This window comes from Streptomyces sp. NPDC007084 (genome assembly GCF_040703595.1).
Classification (GTDB): Bacteria; Actinomycetota; Actinomycetes; order Streptomycetales; family Streptomycetaceae; genus Streptomyces.
Genome location: NZ_JBEYFY010000025.1, coordinates 28,210 through 42,956, shown reverse-complemented (window position 1 = coordinate 42,956; position 14,747 = coordinate 28,210). Strand labels below are relative to the sequence as shown.

16 protein-coding genes are annotated in these 14,747 nt (G+C 73.4%); 13 read left to right on the top strand and 3 right to left on the bottom strand.

All coding sequences use genetic code 11. The annotated features are described in order from the left end of the window. Positions 1 to 54 precede the first annotated feature (54 nt). The 3 genes from AB0912_RS21125 (at position 55) to AB0912_RS21115 (ending at position 2,718) form a co-directional block, all read left to right on the top strand. The gene (locus AB0912_RS21125; protein WP_366701899.1) at positions 55 to 1,260 is read left to right on the top strand and encodes a sensor histidine kinase; all 1,206 of its coding nucleotides are present in this window, start codon (positions 55 to 57) and stop codon (positions 1,258 to 1,260) included. Between the two features lie 92 nt (positions 1,261 to 1,352). After that, positions 1,353 to 2,024, top strand: a complete 672-nt coding sequence (locus tag AB0912_RS21120; protein ID WP_366701897.1) for a response regulator transcription factor — start codon at positions 1,353 to 1,355, stop codon at positions 2,022 to 2,024. A 61-nt stretch (positions 2,025 to 2,085) separates the two neighbouring features. Further along, positions 2,086 to 2,718, top strand: a complete 633-nt coding sequence (locus tag AB0912_RS21115; RefSeq protein ID WP_366701895.1) for an AAA family ATPase — start codon at positions 2,086 to 2,088, stop codon at positions 2,716 to 2,718. Between the two features lie 78 nt (positions 2,719 to 2,796). Here the strand turns inward: AB0912_RS21115 and AB0912_RS21110 are convergent, their stop codons facing one another. Continuing rightward, a complete protein-coding gene (locus AB0912_RS21110) occupies positions 2,797 to 3,903 on the bottom strand; it encodes a DUF5937 family protein (protein ID WP_366701893.1) in 1,107 nt (368 codons plus the stop codon). A 254-nt stretch (positions 3,904 to 4,157) separates the two neighbouring features. Continuing rightward, positions 4,158 to 5,369, bottom strand: coding sequence for a beta-eliminating lyase-related protein (locus AB0912_RS21105; protein WP_366701891.1), 1,212 nt, complete (start codon positions 5,367 to 5,369; stop codon positions 4,158 to 4,160). A gap of 246 nt (positions 5,370 to 5,615) precedes the next feature. Between AB0912_RS21105 and AB0912_RS21100 the strand changes: the two genes are divergently transcribed. From AB0912_RS21100 to AB0912_RS21055, 10 genes are all read left to right on the top strand, one after another. After that, the gene (locus tag AB0912_RS21100) at positions 5,616 to 6,554 is read left to right on the top strand and encodes a DUF2520 domain-containing protein (protein WP_366701889.1); all 939 of its coding nucleotides are present in this window, start codon (positions 5,616 to 5,618) and stop codon (positions 6,552 to 6,554) included. Continuing rightward, a complete protein-coding gene (panC, locus tag AB0912_RS21095) occupies positions 6,551 to 7,543 on the top strand; it encodes a pantoate--beta-alanine ligase (RefSeq protein WP_366701887.1) in 993 nt (330 codons plus the stop codon). Before AB0912_RS21100 ends, panC begins: the two co-directional genes overlap by 4 nt. Then, positions 7,540 to 9,303: an L-aspartate oxidase gene (locus AB0912_RS21090; RefSeq protein WP_366701885.1), complete on the top strand. Its 1,764-nt coding sequence runs from the start codon at positions 7,540 to 7,542 to the stop codon at positions 9,301 to 9,303. Before panC ends, AB0912_RS21090 begins: the two co-directional genes overlap by 4 nt. A gap of 5 nt (positions 9,304 to 9,308) precedes the next feature. Continuing rightward, entirely contained in the window at positions 9,309 to 10,274 is a 966-nt protein-coding gene (nadC, locus tag AB0912_RS21085) for a carboxylating nicotinate-nucleotide diphosphorylase (RefSeq protein WP_366701883.1), read from the top strand. A gap of 7 nt (positions 10,275 to 10,281) precedes the next feature. Beyond that, a complete protein-coding gene (locus tag AB0912_RS21080; protein ID WP_366701881.1) occupies positions 10,282 to 11,079 on the top strand; it encodes a type III pantothenate kinase in 798 nt (265 codons plus the stop codon). Between the two features lie 362 nt (positions 11,080 to 11,441). Further along, positions 11,442 to 12,059 carry a hypothetical protein gene (locus AB0912_RS21075; RefSeq protein WP_366701997.1) on the top strand — a complete coding sequence of 206 codons (618 nt, stop codon included), beginning with the start codon at positions 11,442 to 11,444 and terminating at the stop codon, positions 12,057 to 12,059. Between the two features lie 55 nt (positions 12,060 to 12,114). Further along, positions 12,115 to 12,300, top strand: coding sequence for a hypothetical protein (locus AB0912_RS21070; RefSeq protein WP_366701879.1), 186 nt, complete (start codon positions 12,115 to 12,117; stop codon positions 12,298 to 12,300). Positions 12,301 to 12,495: 195 nt separating this feature from the next. After that, complete coding sequence (locus AB0912_RS21065) at positions 12,496 to 12,945, top strand: BlaI/MecI/CopY family transcriptional regulator (RefSeq protein ID WP_366701877.1); 450 nt, start codon at positions 12,496 to 12,498, stop codon at positions 12,943 to 12,945. Between the two features lie 9 nt (positions 12,946 to 12,954). Next, entirely contained in the window at positions 12,955 to 13,536 is a 582-nt protein-coding gene (locus AB0912_RS21060) for an amino-acid N-acetyltransferase (RefSeq protein ID WP_366701875.1), read from the top strand. 227 nt (positions 13,537 to 13,763) lie between these two features. After that, positions 13,764 to 14,099, top strand: coding sequence for an Lsr2 family protein (locus tag AB0912_RS21055; RefSeq protein ID WP_366701873.1), 336 nt, complete (start codon positions 13,764 to 13,766; stop codon positions 14,097 to 14,099). Here the strand turns inward: AB0912_RS21055 and AB0912_RS21050 are convergent. Continuing rightward, a complete protein-coding gene (locus tag AB0912_RS21050) occupies positions 14,030 to 14,725 on the bottom strand; it encodes an SCO3374 family protein (RefSeq protein WP_366701871.1) in 696 nt (231 codons plus the stop codon). The two genes, AB0912_RS21055 and AB0912_RS21050, sit on opposite strands and share 70 nt — an antisense overlap. Between the last annotated feature and the right edge of the window lie 22 nt (positions 14,726 to 14,747).

Below are 14,747 nucleotides of genomic sequence, written 5' to 3'. Positions count from 1 at the left end.
GATCGATCCTCCGGTTGACCCCTGCACACAGCACGCTTCCCTACTCTGGGTTACGTGCAGCGCCTCTACGACTTTCTCCGCAGGCACCCGACATGGGTCGACGGCTTCTGGGCCGTCGTCCTGCTCGGGATCACCGGCGTGAACATCGTCAGTGTCGACGGGGTCGAGGACCACCACGGGTCGTTCGCCGAGACGCTGCCCATCGCGTTCTTCCTGTGCGTGGTCGTCGCGCTGCGCCGCCGGATGCCGGAGAAGATGCTCGTCCTGGCCGCCGCCATGGGCTTCGTCCAGGTCGTCGTGGACGTCGAGGTGATGTCCGCCGACTTCGCGATGCTGGTGATCATCTACACGGTCGCCGCGGACGGGGCGCGCTGGGCCTCCCGGTTCGGGCTGATCGGCGGCCTGTGCGCGGGCACGATCGCGCAGATCCGCTGGCCGGCGAACGAGTCGGGCGCCCTGAGCAGCGTCCTCATAGCGATCTTCCAGACGGTTCCCTTCGCGCTCGCCTGGGTGCTCGGCGACTCGATCCGCACCCGCCGGGCCTATCTCGCCCAGCTGGAGGAGCGCGCGGCCCGGCTGGAGAAGGAGCGCGAGGCACAGGCCAAGGTGGCCGTCGCCGCCGAGCGCGCCCGGATCGCCCGCGAGCTGCACGACGTCGTCGCGCACAACGTGTCGGTGATGGTCGTCCAGGCCGACGGCGCCGCCTACGTCATGGACACCGCCCCCGACCAGGCCAGGAAGGCCCTGGAGACGATCTCCGGGACCGGCCGCCAGGCGCTCGCCGAGATGCGCCGGCTGCTCGGCGTCCTGCGCACCGGCGAGCACCAGGAGAGCGGCGAGTACGTGCCGCAGCCCGACGTCGAGCAACTGGACGACCTGATCGAGCAGTGCCGCACCTCCGGCCTGCCCGTCGACTTCAAGGTGGAGGGCACCCCGCGCCCGCTGCCCAGCGGCGTCGAGCTGACCGCGTACCGCATCGTGCAGGAGGCGCTCACCAACACGCGCAAGCACGGGGGCCCGAACGCGGGGGCGAGCGTGCGCCTGGTCTACTTCGACGACGGGCTCGGCCTGCTGGTCGAGGACGACGGCAAGGGCGCACCCCACGAGCTGTACGAGGAGGGCGGCGCCGACGGGCAGGGTCACGGCCTGATCGGCATGCGCGAGCGCGTCGGCATGGTCGGCGGCACCCTGGACGCGGGGCCGCGCCCGGGCGGAGGCTTCCGCATCAGCGCCCTGCTGCCCCTCAAACCGGCCCACTGACACCTGTACACCGCCTGAGCGTGAACACCGCTGACACCCGTCCACGGGGGCACCCGTGGACGGCCTTGAACGTACGAAGGGAAAGGACCCCGATGGCGATCCGCGTGATGCTCGTCGACGACCAGGTGCTGCTGCGCACCGGCTTCCGGATGGTGCTCGCCGCCCAGCCGGACATGGAGGTCGTGGCCGAGGCGGGCGACGGCGTCGAGGCCCTCCAGGTGCTGGCCGCCACCGAGGTCGACGTGGTGCTGATGGACGTCCGTATGCCGAAGCTGGACGGGGTGGAGACCACCCGCCGCATCTGCTCGGACCCGAACCCTCCGAAGGTGCTGATCCTGACCACCTTCGACCTCGACGAGTACGCGTTCTCCGGGCTGAAGGCGGGCGCGTCCGGCTTCATGCTCAAGGACGTGCCGCCCGGCGAACTGCTCACCGCCATCCGTTCCGTGCACAGCGGGGACGCGGTGGTCGCGCCGTCCACCACCCGCCGGCTGCTCGACCGGTTCGCGCCGATGCTGCCCAGCACCGGCGGCGAACCCCGCCACAAGGGGCTGGAACGGCTCACGGACCGCGAGCGCGAGGTCATGATCCTCGTCGCCCAGGGGCTGTCGAACGGCGAGATCGCGGCGCGGCTCGTCCTCTCCGAGGCCACCGTGAAGACCCATGTGGGGCGCATCCTGACGAAGCTGGGGTTGCGCGACCGGGTCCAGGTGGTCGTGCTGGCGTATGAGACGGGCCTGGTCCGCGCGGGCGGCCTCGGCTGAGCGGCGGCGCCTCGCGGACGCGCGTGACCGGGGCGTGACCGGCGCCCACTAGGGTCTGCGCATGCTCCTGTGGATCAACGGCCCCTTCGGGGGCGGCAAGACACAGACCGCACACGAGATCCGGCGCCGGCTGCCCGGCAGTGTCATCTGCGACCCGGAACACCCCGGCTTCGGTCTGCGCCGGATGCTCCCGCCCGAATTGCGCGGCGACTTCCAGGACTTGGTGTCCTGGCGGCAGGGCGTCGTCGAGGTGCTCGACCTCGCGCTCGCCAGGCACGACGGGGTGGTCATCGCGCCGATGACGGTGACCGACCCGCGCTACTTCGCGGAGACGGTCGGCCGGCTCCGCGAACTGGGCCACGACGTACGGCACTTCACGCTGCTGGCCGAGCGGGAGACCGTACGGGCGCGGCTGCGCGAGCGCGGCTTCGGGCGGCTGCTGCGGTACGCGGCCGGGAAGGACGCCGCGCCGCGCCGCGAGAGCTGGGCCGTGGAGCAGCTCGACCACTGCCTGGAGCGGCTGCGCGAGCCGGAGTTCGCCGAGCACCTGTGGACCGACCGGACGTCGGTCGCCCGCACCGCCGAGCGGATCGCCGTCCTCGCCGGGCTGACGCTCACGCCGAACCGTGAGGGGGCCCTGCGCGGGCGCCTCAGGCGCGCGTGGACCGGCGTACGCCACATCCGCTTCGACTGAGGCCGCCCCGGCTTCCCGCCCCCGCGTACGCGTGCCCCCACTCCGGTACCGCGGCAGGCCCTTACCGTGGCAGGCCCCCTACCGCAGCAGGCCCTCCAGGAAGTCGCTGCCCAGCCGTGCCACCACGCCGGCGTCGAGCTGGTGGAGCACGTACCGGCCGCGTCGGCGGGTGGTGATCAGGCCCGCCTTCTTGAGGACGCCCAGGTGCCGGGATATCTCCGGGGCGGTCATGCCGTGCACCTGGGCCAGCTCGCCGGTGGTGTACGCGCTGCGGGCCAGGTGGCGGCAGATGCGCATCCGGACCGGGTGGGACAGGGCGGTCATCCGCAGGGTGAGCTGTTCCACGGAGGGCGGGGCGGCGAGGTCGGGGGAGCTGACCGGGTAGTGCAGCACGGGCTGCCAGCGGTACCGGTGCAGGACCATCAGATGCGGGCGGCCGAGGCTGGTGGGGACGAGGAGCAGGCCGCCGTCCGCCGTGACGGTGTGCCCCTCGGTGAGCTTGTCGACCACGATGTGCCCGGCGCTCTCGTCCAGCGACAGCGCGGAGGAGACGGACGACAGCGCCTCGCCCAGGCCCTTGCGGCGCAGCAGCTCGGTGCGGTGCCGGGCCTCGGCGGCCAGCGGGTGGCGCAGCCGGGACCAGGTCTCGGCGAAGAACGCCTCGTCGCAGTCCTCCAGGAACTGCCGCAGCCAGGCCCGCACCCCGGGCGGGTCCGCGAGCAGCCGCTCGGTGAACCGCGTCTGCCGCGGTCCGCGCGAGGCGGCCAGGTCCACCGCGCGGCGGCGCACCTCGGGGTCGGTCAGCGCGTGCGGTCCGGCGGAGCTGTAGGACAGCGCGCAGGTGAACTCCAGGGCCGCGTCCACGAACTGCTCGTCCGTGAGCTTGTCCAGCAGGTCCAGGTCCTCGGCGAGCGTCCCGCCCGGCAGGCAGGCCCCGCCGGGGATGCCCGCGCAGGGCAGGAACAGGTCCGAGAACGTCGTACGCCACAGGAAGTCCGCCTCGCACATACGGTCCGCGAGGTGCGGGTCGAGCCGGGCGGTCACGCCGGTGACCCAGCCCTGGAGGCCGGAGTGGTGGCCCGGCTCCGCGAGCGCGTGCAGCGCCATCCCCAGCTCGGCCAGCGGGGAGGGCACGAACCCGATCCGCTCCGGCCGCAGCCCGCCGATGTCGATACGCACGCTCATGCCCCCATGGTGCACCCCGCCACCGACAACGCCCGCCGTCGCCCCACAGCGCCCGTCAACGGCCGGGACGGGGCCGGTGAGCAGGCGCGACGGGGGACCAGCACCGGGGCAGGCAGCCCCGGGGCAGGCAGCCCCGGGTGGGCCTCGGCCGCCCCCGCCGCGCCGCGACCGGTCAGCCCGGGTGGGCCTCCGCAGTCCCCGCCGCGCCGCGACCGGTCAGCCCGGGTGGCCTCCGCAGCCCCGCCGCGCCCCTGTCACCCGGCGATCCCGCCCGGCAGCCGCTTCACGAACTCCCGGACGGCCGCGCGTACGTCGTCCGCCGTCCACTCCAGTCCCGGCCCGGTCACCGTCACCTCGGTGAGGGAGAGGCCCGGCCCGGCGGGGGTCCAGCCCTGGGCGAACAGGCCCGTGCCCGTCTCCTCGGTCTGGAACAGCGCCGCGTCCCCGAGGACGTCCGCGTCGTAGGGCAGCCAGACCTGGAACTGGTGGGTGTGCGGCACCTCCGGGTGGACGCGGGCCCACGCCACCCCGGCCTCGGTGAACCCGGCGCGCAGGGCGGCGGCCACCACGCGCGCGTGGGCGACGTACTCCGGCAGCCGGGGCAGCTCCTGGTCGAGGCCCACCAGGGCGGACAGCACGGTCGGGAACTGCTGGATGATCATGCCGCCGTACCGGTGCCGCCAGGTCTTCGCCTCGTCCACGAGGGTGGCGGGACCGGCGAGGGCCGCGCCGCCGAAGCCGTCGAGCGACTTGTAGAACGACACGTACACGCTGTCCGCGAGCCCGGCGATCTCGTCCAGGAGACGCCCGAAGTGCGGGGTGCACTCCCACAGGCGGGCGCCGTCGAAGTGGACCACCGCGTCCCGCGCGCGGGCGGCCTGAACGACCTCGGTCAGCTCCTCCCAGGACGGCAGCACGAAACCGGCGTCCCTGAGGGGCAGTTCCAGCAGCAGCGCGCCGAACGGCTCGGGGAAGTCCCGTACCTCCTCGGCGGTCGGCAGCCGCGGCTCGTCCGTCACCCGCACCGGCCGCAGACCGCTCACCTGGCTGAACGCGTGCCGCTCGTGGACCTCCGGGTGGCTGAGGGCGTGCAGCGCCACCGCCGGGTTCCCGGTGCGGCCCGCCCAGCAGCGCAGCGCGACCTGCTGGGCCATGGTGCCGGTCGGGAAGAACGCCGCCGCCTCCTTGCCGAGCAGCCCGGCGACCCGCTCCTCCAGCGCCTCCACGACGCCGTCCCCGTACATGTCGACCCGCCCGTCGAGGTCGTACGCGCCCTCGGCGGTCTCGCTCAGCCACGCCAGGCGCTCGCGCAGCGTCTGCTGGTAGCTGGGGCGCCACAGCACCCGCTCCGCGGTCTTCCAGGCGACCGCCCGCCGCTCGAACCGCTCCTTGGGAGACAGCGGTGCCGCCGCCCGCCCCGCCCGCTCCGCAGGCTCCGTACCCGTCTGTGCCGCCCTGTCGCTCATCCTTGGATGATGTCCCGGGGCCGCCCTCCGGGTCATCTCCGAATTTCCGTACGCCCTTTCCGTACGCCGGTGACCTGCGCGGATCGCGCCGGGGACGGTGTTCACGCGGGAGGGTGACGGGGTTCTCGCCTCCACCGTCGCCGTCCACAGGCTGTGGACGGCCGGACACCCCCCGAGGCAATCGCGTTAACATGACGAGAAATCGTCCGGTACCCCGAGCGGACTGGAACGGAAGGCCGCCGTCGAGTGAGTACATTCCCACAGCCAGAGCCCAAGGACCGCCCCGCGCGGCTCGCCGTCGGCGTCGTCGGCGCCGGCCGGGTCGGCCCCGCGCTGGCCGCCGCGCTCCAGCTCGCCGGGCACCGCCCGGTCGCCGTCTCGGGCGTCTCCGACGCCTCCCGGCGCCGCGCGGCCCAGCTCCTGCCCGACGTGCCGCTGGTCTCCCCGGCGCAGGTCCTGGAGCGCTCCGAGCTGGTCCTGCTGACCGTCCCGGACGACGCCCTGCCCGGCCTGGTCGAGGGCCTCGCCGAGACCGGTGCCGTCCGCCCCGGCCAGCTCGTCGCGCACACCTCCGGCCGGTACGGCGCCCGCGTCCTCGACCCGGTCCTGCGGGCGGGCGCGCTGCCGCTCGCGCTGCACCCCGCGATGACCTTCACCGGCACCCCGGTGGACGTCCAGCGGCTCGCCGGATGCTCCTTCGGGGTCACCGCGCCCGAAGAACTGCGGCTGGCCGCCGAGGCCCTGGTGATCGAGATGGGCGGCGAGCCCGAGTGGATCGCCGAGGAGTCCCGGCCGCTCTACCACGCGGCCCTCGCGCTCGGCGCCAACCACCTGGTCACCCTGGTCGCCGAGTCCATGGAGCTGCTGCGCACCGCCGGAGTCGAGGCCCCCGACCGGATGCTCGGCCCGCTGCTGGGCGCCGCCCTGGACAACGCCCTGCGCTCGGGCGACGCGGCCCTCACCGGCCCCGTCGCGCGCGGTGACGCCGGCACGGTCGCCGCGCACGTCGCCGAACTGCGCGAGCACGCCCCGCAGACCGTCGCCGGCTATCTCGCGATGGCCCGCGCGACCGCCGACCGCGCGCTCGCCCACGGACTGCTCAAGCCGGAACTCGCCGAGGACCTCCTCGGGGTACTCGCCAACGGCACGGACGGCACCCAGGGGACCAAGGGGGACACCCGATGACCACCGCCCTGCTGCGCACCGCCGACGAGCTGCACGCGCGTGCCCGCGCCGGCCGCCGCGCCGTCGTCATGACGATGGGCGCCCTCCACGAGGGGCACGCCACCTTGATCCGCACCGCCCGGGAGATCGCCGGGGAGGGCGGCGAGGTCGTCGTGACCGTCTTCGTGAACCCCCTCCAGTTCGGCGAGGGCGAGGACCTCGACCGCTACCCGCGCACCCTCGACGCCGACCTGAAGATCGCCGAACAGGCCGGAGCGGACGTCGTGTTCGCGCCCTCGGTGGACGAGGTCTACCCCGGCGGCCGGCCCCAGGTCAGGATCTCCGCCGGCCCCATGGGCGGCCTCCTGGAGGGCGCCACCCGCCCCGGGCACTTCGACGGCATGCTCACCGTCGTCGCCAAGCTCCTGCACCTGACCCGCCCGGACGCCGCGCTGTACGGGCAGAAGGACGCCCAGCAGCTCGCCCTGATCCGGCGCATGGTCCGCGACCTGAACTTCGGCGTGGAGATCGTGGGCGTGCCCACGGTCCGCGAGGAGGACGGCCTCGCCCTCTCCAGCCGCAACCGCTATCTGTCGGCGCCCGAGCGGCGCACCGCGCTCGCCCTCTCACAGGCCCTGTTCGCGGGCCGTGACCGGCACGCCGCGCAGGAGGCGCTGCGCGCCCGGGCCCGCGAGGTGCCCGCCACCCGCGCGCGTGCCGAGGCCCTCAGCGCCCTGGGCGAGTCCCGGGCCGCGGCCGACGCGCACGCCGTCGCGAAGGCCGCCCCCGGCGGCCCGGCCGGGGTCCGCTCGGCCGCCCGCCTGGTCCTGGACGAGGCGGCCCGCCTGAACCCGCCGCTCACCCTGGACTACCTCGCCCTGGTCGACCCGTCCGACTTCGCCGAGATCCAGGACGACTTCACCGGCGAGGCGGTCCTCGCCGTCGCCGCCCGGGTCGGCTCGACCCGGCTGATCGACAATCTCCCCCTCACCTTCGGAGCCGCCTCGTGACCGGCAAAGGCACAGGTTCAGACACCGCCACGGGCATACGCCTGCACGCGCCCGCTCCCGGCTGGGCCCTCACCGCGGACGTCGTGGTGGTGGGCTCCGGAGTCGCCGGACTGACCGCGGCGCTGCGCTGCGAGGCCGCGGGGCTGCGCACCGTCGTCGTCACCAAGGCCCGCCTGGACGACGGCTCGACCCGCTGGGCGCAGGGCGGCATCGCCGCGGCCCTCGGCGACGGCGACACCCCCGAGCAGCACCTCGACGACACCCTCGTCGCCGGCGCCGGCCTGTGTGACGCGGAAGCGGTGCGCATCCTGGTCACCGAGGGCCCCGACGCGGTGCGCCGGCTCATCGAGACCGGCGCCCACTTCGACGAGTCCTCCGAAGGCGGCCTCGAACTGACCCGGGAGGGCGGCCACCACCGCCGCCGTATCGCGCACGCGGGCGGCGACGCCACCGGCGCCGAGATCTCCCGCGCCCTCGTGGAGGCGGTCCGCGCGCGCGGACTGCGCACGGTGGAGAACGCGCTCGTCCTCGACCTGCTCACCGACGCCGAGGGCCGCACCGCCGGCGTCACCCTGCACGTCATGGGAGAGGGCCAGCACGACGGCGTGGGCGCCGTGCACGCCCCCGCCGTGGTCCTCGCCACCGGCGGCATGGGCCAGGTCTACTCCGCGACGACCAACCCCTCCGTTTCCACCGGCGACGGCGTGGCCCTCGCCCTGCGCGCCGGCGCCGAGGTCTCCGACCTGGAGTTCGTCCAGTTCCACCCGACGGTGCTGTTCCTCGGCGCCGACGCGGAGGGCCAGCAGCCGCTGGTCTCCGAGGCGGTCCGCGGCGAGGGCGCCCACCTGGTCGACGCGGACGGCGTGCGCTTCATGGTCGGGCAGCACGAGCTGGCCGAGCTGGCGCCCCGGGACATCGTCGCCAAGGGCATCACCCGCCGTATGCAGGAGCGGGACGCCGAGCACATGTTCCTCGACGCCCGGCACTTCGGCGCCGACATGTGGGAGCACCGCTTCCCGACCATCCTCGCCGCCTGCCGCGCGCACGGCATCGACCCGGTCACCGAGCCCGTCCCGGTCGCCCCGGCCGCCCACTACGCCTCCGGCGGCGTCCGCACCGACGCCCGGGGCCGCACCACCGTCCCCGGCCTGTACGCGTGCGGCGAGGTCGCCTGCACCGGCGTCCACGGCGCCAACCGGCTCGCCTCCAACTCCCTGCTGGAGGGCCTGGTCTACGCCGAGCGCATCGCCGCCGACATCGCGGCGAGCCACGCCGGGAACGGCCTGCACGCGCGCGTGCCCGCACCGGTCCCGCACCCCGAGAAGCCCGCCCACCCGCTGCTCGCCCCCGAGGCCCGCTTCGCGATCCAGCGGATCATGACCGGCGGCGCCGGTGTGCTGCGCTCCGCCGAGTCCCTCGCGCGGGCCGCCGACCAGCTCCAGCGGCTGCACAGCGACGCCCGGGACGCCCTGGAGGAGAACGGCAAGACCGCCGAGCCGGGCGTCGACACCTGGGAGGCCACCAACCTGCTGTGCGTGGCCCGCGTCCTGGTCGCCGCCGCCCGGCAGCGCGAGGAGACCCGCGGCTGCCACTGGCGCGAGGACCACGCCGACCGGGACGACACCCACTGGCGCCGCCACATCGTCGTACGGCTGAATCCCGACCGGACACTCGCGGTCCGGACCACCGATACCGCAGACTTCCCCCCGACGACCCGGCAGCCCCGTCCGGCGCCCCCGTCCCGTCCCCAGGAGCAGTGACCGAAGTGAGCACCCCCGACCTTCCCCTCGTCCCGAGCGGCGGCTGCGGCTGCGGCGCCGGCACGGACGAGGAGTACCTGGAGTGCGGCCTCGACCCCGCGCTCGCCCAGCTCCTCGCCGACGCCGGACTCGACCCGCTGGAGGTCGAGGACATCGCCAACGTGGCGATCCAGGAGGACTTGGACCACGGGGTGGACGTGACCACGGTCGCGACCATCGCCGAGGACGCCGTCGCCACCGGCGACTTCACCTCCCGGGACGCGGGCGTCGTCGCGGGCCTGCGGGTCGCCGAGGCGGTCCTCTCGGTGGTCTGCACCGACGAGTTCGAGGTCGAGCGGCACGTGGACGACGGCGACCGCGTCGAGGCCGGCCAGAAGCTGCTCAGCGTCACCACCCGCACCCGGGACCTGCTCACCGCCGAGCGCAGCGCGCTGAACATCCTGTGCCGGCTGTCCGGCATCGCGACCGCCACGCGCGCGTGGGCGGACGCCCTGGAGGGCACCAAGGCCCGCGTGCGGGACACCCGCAAGACGACACCGGGGCTGCGCGCCCTGGAGAAGTTCGCGGTGCGCTGCGGCGGCGGCGTCAACCACCGGATGTCCCTGTCGGACGCCGCGCTGGTCAAGGACAACCACGTGGTCGCCGCCGGCGGCGTCGCCCAGGCCTTCGAAGCCGTACGGGAGGCCTTCCCGGACGTGCCGATCGAGGTCGAGGTCGACACCCTGCACCAGCTCCGCGAGGTCGTCGACGCGGGCGCCGACCTGATCCTCCTGGACAACTTCACCCCCGCCGAGTGCGAGGAGGCCGTGGGCGTCGTCGGCGGCCGGGCCCTCCTGGAGGCGTCCGGCCGGCTCACCCTGGCCAACGCCGGGGAGTACGCGAAGACGGGCGTCGACTTCCTGGCCGTGGGCGCGCTCACGCACTCCTCGCCGATCCTGGACATCGGCCTCGACCTGCGAGCGGCGGAGTAACCGCGCCATGCTGCTGACCATCGACGTGGGCAACACCCACACGGTTCTCGGCCTCTTCGACGGGGAGGAGATCGTCGAGCACTGGCGCATCTCCACCGACGCCCGCCGCACCGCCGACGAGCTGGCCGTGCTGCTCCAGGGCCTCATGGGCATGCACCCCCTGCTCGGTGTGGAACTCGGCGACGGCATCGACGGCATCGCGATCTGCGCCACCGTCCCGTCCGTGCTGCACGAGCTGCGCGAGGTGACCCGCCGCTACTACGGGGACGTCCCCGCCGTCCTGGTGGAGCCCGGCGTCAAGACCGGCGTGCCGATCCTCACGGACAACCCGAAGGAGGTCGGCGCCGACCGGATCATCAACTCCGTCGCGGCCGTCGACCTCTACGGGGGCCCCGCGATCGTGGTCGACTTCGGCACGGCGACCACCTTCGACGCGGTCAGCGCCCGGGGCGAGTACGTCGGCGGGGTCATCGCGCCCGGCATCGAGATCTCCGTGGAGGCGCTCGGCGTCCGGGGCGCGCAGCTCCGCAAGATCGAGGTGGCCCGCCCCCGCGCGGTGATCGGCAAGAACACCGTCGAGGCGATGCAGTCCGGGATCATCTACGGGTTCGCCGGCCAGGTCGACGGCGTCGTGAACCGCATGGCGCGCGAGCTGGCGGACGACCCCGAGGACGTCACCGTCATCGCCACGGGCGGCCTCGCCCCCATGGTCCTCGGCGAGTCCTCGGTGATCGACGAACACGAGCCCTGGCTGACCCTGATCGGCCTGCGCCTGGTCTACGAGCGCAACGTCTCCCGTATGTGACCCCGCCCCCGGGGTCCGCCACCACCGGACCCCGGGCCGCACCTCACCGCCGGCCTCCGGAGAACCCCTTTCGAAACGAATTCGGGGGCCTTTTCCGATGACTTCCCGTGTCCTGATGACTTCCGTGTCCCGGTGACTTCCCCTGTCCTGGCACTTCCCGTGGCTTCCCGAGCCTTCCCGTGACTTTTCAGGGGATTCACGCTCAGAGGAACCTCCCCTGAGCGCCCGCCGACGCGGGACGCGAGGAGAGGCCCTATGCCTTGGGACGCGCCCTCTCCCCGCTCGTTATGTCGTTATGCCTCTTTTGTCTGATTAGCGCGTATCGTCGCGGCATGCCCACGCCCTACGGATCCCACGGCGGCATGGCGTTCGGCGCACAGGAACTGCGTGTGCTCCGTCGCGCTCTCGCCCTCGCCCTGCACCCCACCTCCGCCTCCGCCGAGGACGGCCGCCTCCTCGGGGACGTCCTCCGCCTCGCCGAGTCCCTCGACGAGGCGGTCCGCGAGGGAGCCAGGCTCCGGGCCTTCCTGCTGGCCGACCTCGCCCGCTACCGCGCGGCCCTCCCGGGCACCGCCACCGGCTACCTCGCCCTCCTGGAGGAGGTCCTCGCGACCGGCTACCGGCCGCAGGCCGACGACCTCGCCGCCCTGCGCGCGCTGCGCGGCAACCCCGCCGCGGCCGCCCTCCTGGACCGCTGCCGGGCCCTCGCCGAACAGGACGTGCGCGCCCGGCTCGCGGGCCGCTCGGTCCCGGCCGCCCCCACCGTCCCGTCGTCCCGCACCCGGCTGCTGGCGCTGCCCGGCGGCCGGGCGGCCGAGGAGCCGGAGAAGAAGCCCGAGCCCAAGCCGCGGTCGCGGCCCCCGGCCGGAACGCCGCGCACCGACCGGCCCATCCCCACCCCGGGCGAGGTCTTCCCGCCGCGCCGCAAGCCCGAGCACCAGCCGCCGGCGAGCCCGTCGCAGCGGCTCGCGGCGGGCTGACGCCGGTCGCCGACCCCGGGGCACCGGCACGGCGCCGCCTGGCTACTCTGGAGGCATGGACTACGTCTCCGCGCTCGTGCCCCCCGTCGTGATGGCCGTCTTCTTCATCGGGCTCATCGTGACGATCGTGAAGTCCCAGGGCGGCGCCAACAAGGCCAAGGAGGACGCGGCCGTCGACGCCGTCCTCGCGCGCGCGGAGGGCGCCCACCAGGCCTCGGGCCCCAAGGACGCCGGAGCCTGACTCCCCAGGGGCGAGCCTGACTCCCCGGGGCGAGTCTGACCCCTCCGCGGCGCGGCGGCGCCCGGCGCCCCCTCCCTCGTAGCGCGCCCTGCCCGGCGTACGACTCGGACGTTTCATGTGTTTCATACGTTCTTCGAGTCGTACGCCCTTTTTGTTGACTCTCTCCCACTATTGTTCAGGACTGTGCCTCGCCCATTGGGAGAACTCGAAGACTCGGTCATGACGCGGGTGTGGAAGTGGAACCGCCCGGTGACCGTTCGGGAAGTCCTGGAAGACCTTCAACAGGAACGGTCCATCGCGTACACCACGGTGATGACCGTTTTGGACAATCTCCATCAGAAGGGCTGGGTCCGCCGCGAGGCGGAAGGCCGGGCCTATCGATATGAGGCGGTCTCCACACGGGCCGCCTACTCCGCCGCCCTGATGAACGACGCCTGGTCGCAGAGCGACAACCCGGCGGCCGCTCTCGTCGCCTTCTTCGGGATGATGAGCGAGGAACAGCGGGTCGCGCTCCGGGACGCCGTACGCATGGTGCAAGGGCCCGAAGAACCCGAGCCGCCGGCCGCCGAACCCGCCGAAAGGCCCGCGCCCGCCGAACCCCCCGAAGAGAACCCCGCCGCCCACGAGGACGGCCCTGGGCGATAGCGTCCGCTCATGCCAGCAGAGCATCACGCAGAGGTTCCAGCAGAGGTTCCCGCCGGCCTTCCGGCACGGCATCCCGAAGCCGCCGCAAAAGCCATCACCGTCCGGCGGGCCAGGACCGGCGATGTCGCCGCCGTACGCGGACTCCTTGACGCCAACGTGCGCCGCCGCATCCTCCTCGACAAACCCACGGTCACCCTTTACGAGGACATCCAGGAGTTCTGGGTCGCGGAACGCGACGACAACGCCGAGGTCGTCGGCTGCGGCGCGCTCCACGTGATGTGGGAAGACCTCGCGGAAGTCCGCACTCTCGCCGTGAACCCCGCGGTCAAGGGCCTCGGGGTGGGACACCGGCTTCTGGAGAAGTTGCTGCAGACCGCCCGATGGCTCGGCGTTCGCCGGGTTTTCTGTCTCACCTTCGAAGTCGGCTTCTTCGCCAAGCACGGCTTCGTGGAGATCGGTGAGACTCCCGTCGACACCGAGGTGTACGCCGAGCTGCTGCGTTCCTATGACGAGGGCGTGGCGGAGTTCCTCGGTCTCGAACGGGTGAAACCGAACACCTTGGGCAACAGCCGGATGCTTCTGCATCTGTGATCGCCGGCGGCTATTCCGGCCGAGCGCCTTGCCCAGGGCCCCTATGTCCGAAACGCGCATGTTTCCCGGCAGGCGGAGCCGCGTGAGTCTCCGCCAGGGGTTTGTGTTTTTCCGGCAAAAGCGGTTTGCTTTCCGACGTACTGCAGTACTGCATATAACAAGGGACGGCGAAACGGCGGACGCCGCGGGCCCTCCTTGCCCTGAAGTTATCGATGAAAGGAAATCCGGTGGCACAGAAGGTTCAGGTCCTTCTTGTCGACGACCTCGACGGTGGCGAGGCGGACGAGACCGTGACGTTCGCGCTGGACGGCAAGACGTACGAAATCGATCTCACGACCGCCAATGCGGACAAGCTCCGTGGCCTTCTCGAGCCCTACGTGAAGGGTGGCCGTCGTACCGGAGGCCGTGCTTCGGGCGGACGCGGAAAGACGCGCGCCACTTCCGGCGGCAGCCAGGACACCGCGCAGATCCGCGCCTGGGCCAAGGAGAACGGCTACGAGGTCAACGACCGCGGCCGTGTTCCCGCGTCCATTCGCGAGGAGTACGAGAAGGTCAACGGCTGAGCGCTCGCGCGCCCCAGCCGCATCCGGTGACATTGCGTCGCCATCGTCTGTACGACGCGTACGAGATCGGGGGCGCCCCCACCGCCCCCGCCGACGGCCCCGCCGCCCAGCGCCGACAGCGTCGGCAGTGCCGGTCCGACCGCGCAGCCGGGCTCGGGGGGCCGCAGCCAGTGGGCGGCCCCTCGCGGGCCCTCCCGCGTCTCCCGTCCGGCCGGCGGAGCACCGGGACCCGGCGGCGGGGGAGCCTCGATGCTCCCGCCCGCGCCGACCGCCGTGAGGTCGAGCGCCAGGCCGCCCCACTCCAGCCAGTCGAGCAGCCCCGGCAGCTCCTCCGCGCTCCCCGCGGCCACCAGCAGCCGCGCCCGGCCCCCGTGCAGCGCCACCGGGGACGCGGGCTCCAGATGCCGCAGGGCCGCGAGCCCCGCCTCGGCCGGCCCCTCCAGGACGTCGAAGAGCAGCCCCGTCACCAGCCGCACCGGCAAACCGGGCACGGTCGCCCAGCCCAGTTCGTTCTCGTACCACCGCCGCACCGGATCGACCGGGGCGGCCGGGCCGCGCGGAGCGGCCGGAGCGCCCGGAGCAGCCGGGTCGAGCGGCCGGCGGGGAAGGGGGACGGTGGGAACCATGCAAGGAGCAACCGCCGACAGG

Excerpts from the sequence above, each read along its gene's own strand:
- AB0912_RS21115 (WP_366701895.1), top strand. The coding sequence starts at position 2,086 with ATGCTCCTGTGGATCAACGGCCCCTTCGGGGGCGGCAAGACACAGACC.
- AB0912_RS21060 (WP_366701875.1), top strand. The coding sequence starts at position 12,955 with ATGCCAGCAGAGCATCACGCAGAGGTTCCAGCAGAGGTTCCCGCCGGC.
- AB0912_RS21075 (WP_366701997.1), top strand. The coding sequence starts at position 11,442 with ATGGCGTTCGGCGCACAGGAACTGCGTGTGCTCCGTCGCGCTCTCGCC.
- AB0912_RS21080 (WP_366701881.1), top strand. The coding sequence starts at position 10,282 with ATGCTGCTGACCATCGACGTGGGCAACACCCACACGGTTCTCGGCCTC.
- AB0912_RS21110 (WP_366701893.1), bottom strand. The coding sequence starts at position 3,903 with ATGAGCGTGCGTATCGACATCGGCGGGCTGCGGCCGGAGCGGATCGGG.
- AB0912_RS21120 (WP_366701897.1), top strand. The coding sequence starts at position 1,353 with ATGGCGATCCGCGTGATGCTCGTCGACGACCAGGTGCTGCTGCGCACC.
- AB0912_RS21070 (WP_366701879.1), top strand. The coding sequence starts at position 12,115 with ATGGACTACGTCTCCGCGCTCGTGCCCCCCGTCGTGATGGCCGTCTTC.
- AB0912_RS21050 (WP_366701871.1), bottom strand. The coding sequence starts at position 14,725 with ATGGTTCCCACCGTCCCCCTTCCCCGCCGGCCGCTCGACCCGGCTGCT.
- panC (WP_366701887.1), top strand. The coding sequence starts at position 6,551 with ATGACCACCGCCCTGCTGCGCACCGCCGACGAGCTGCACGCGCGTGCC.
- AB0912_RS21105 (WP_366701891.1), bottom strand. The coding sequence starts at position 5,369 with ATGAGCGACAGGGCGGCACAGACGGGTACGGAGCCTGCGGAGCGGGCG.